This is a genomic window from Actinomadura sp. 7K534, assembly GCF_004348575.1.
In the GTDB taxonomy this organism is placed as follows: domain Bacteria; phylum Actinomycetota; class Actinomycetes; order Streptosporangiales; family Streptosporangiaceae; genus Spirillospora; species Spirillospora livida.
This window is the reverse complement of record NZ_SMKB01000481.1, coordinates 1-1,339: the sequence shown is the minus strand read 5'-3', so window position 1 is coordinate 1,339 and position 1,339 is coordinate 1. Positions and strand designations below refer to the sequence as shown.

Here is a 1,339-nt window from a genome sequence, read left to right as displayed (position 1 = left end):
ACCCACCCCCAGCTTCAGCAGCGCCCCCGACGCCGCCTCCGCCATGCTCGCCCGCTGCCACACCCGCGCCGCCAGGCCCAGCACCGCCGCCTCATCCGGCGTCAGGTGGACGTCGGGCAGCTCGTAGTCCTGCGGCGGGATCCGGTACCCGATCTCCTCGCCGCCGCCGCCCAGCTGGTCGCTGCCCACCTCCAGCGGCACGCCCAGCTCGCGCAGCTCCTCCTTGTCCCGCTCGAACATCCGCTTGAACGCCTCGTCGGACTCCGGATAGCCGGGCACCGCGCGGCGGATCTGCTCGGCCGTCAGATAGCGCCGGGTGGCGAGCAGGCAGACCACCAGATTGAGCAGGCGCTCGGTCTTGCGCCGCGACACTTCGCCACCACCCTCTCGCTTCCACCGCCCCGGACACGCGTCCGCCGGGCCCTCGCCGTCTCCGCGGCGGGCCGCCCGCCGGTCGACCGCCGGTCATTCGCCGGTCGACGGCCGCGCCCCGCCGTTGAGGACGCTACCGTTTCCCGGTGTGATCCGATGGCGCAAAGGCACAGTTGAGGACATCCGCCGCGAATGGCCCGGGGCGGTCGAGCTGACCGTCTCGATCGGGGACGACGGCACGCACCGCGCACTGGCCTACCCCGAACTCGTCGGACGCCCCGAACCGGGCGATACCGTCCTGCTCAACACTACGGCCTTGGCGATGGGCCTCGGCACCGGCGGCTACGCCATGGTCGTCGCCGTCCCCGACCGGCTCCCGCCCGACCCGAGCGGCCCCGGCCACCTCGTCAAGGCCCGCTACACGCCCCTGCAGGCCACCGTCCTCGGCGCAGACGAGCAGGACTCCCCCCACCACGGCGTCCTCCGCGACGCCGACTCCCTCGACGGCATGCCCGTCGTCGTCGCCGACCTGCACTCCGCGCTCCCGCCGATCCTCGCCGCCCTCCGCGCCGAGCGGCCCGCCGCGCGGATCGTCTACGTCATGCCGGACGGCGGGGCGCTGCCCGCCTGGTTCTCCATGTCCATCGCCCGCCTCAAGGACGCCGGCGCCCTCGCCGCCACCGTCACCGCCGGGCAGGCGTTCGGCGGCGACCTCGAGGCCGTCACCGTCCACACCGGCCTCCTCGCCGCGCGGCTCATCCTGCGCGCCGACGCCGCCGTCCTCGCCCAGGGCCCCGGCAACCTCGGCACCGGCACCCGGTGGGGCTTCTCCGGCGTCGCGGCGGGCGAGGCCGTCAACGCCGCCTCCGTCCTCGGCGGCCGCCCCGTCGGATCGCTGCGCGTCAGCGAGGGCGACCGGCGCGAGCGCCACATCGGCGTCTCCCACCACTCCCTCACCGCCTACGGG

At 75.2% G+C, this 1,339-nt stretch carries 1 protein-coding gene and 1 pseudogene; one reads left to right on the top strand and one right to left on the bottom strand.

From position 1 onward, the window contains the following. Positions 1-372 (bottom strand): annotated as a pseudogene (locus E1266_RS37270) (DNA-binding transcriptional regulator); the annotation flags it as partial. A gap of 148 nt (positions 373-520) precedes the next feature. Here E1266_RS37270 and E1266_RS37265 point away from each other — a divergent pair. After that, positions 521-1,339 (top strand): DUF3866 family protein (locus E1266_RS37265; protein ID WP_132055286.1); only part of this gene is annotated, 819 nt, incomplete at its 3' end.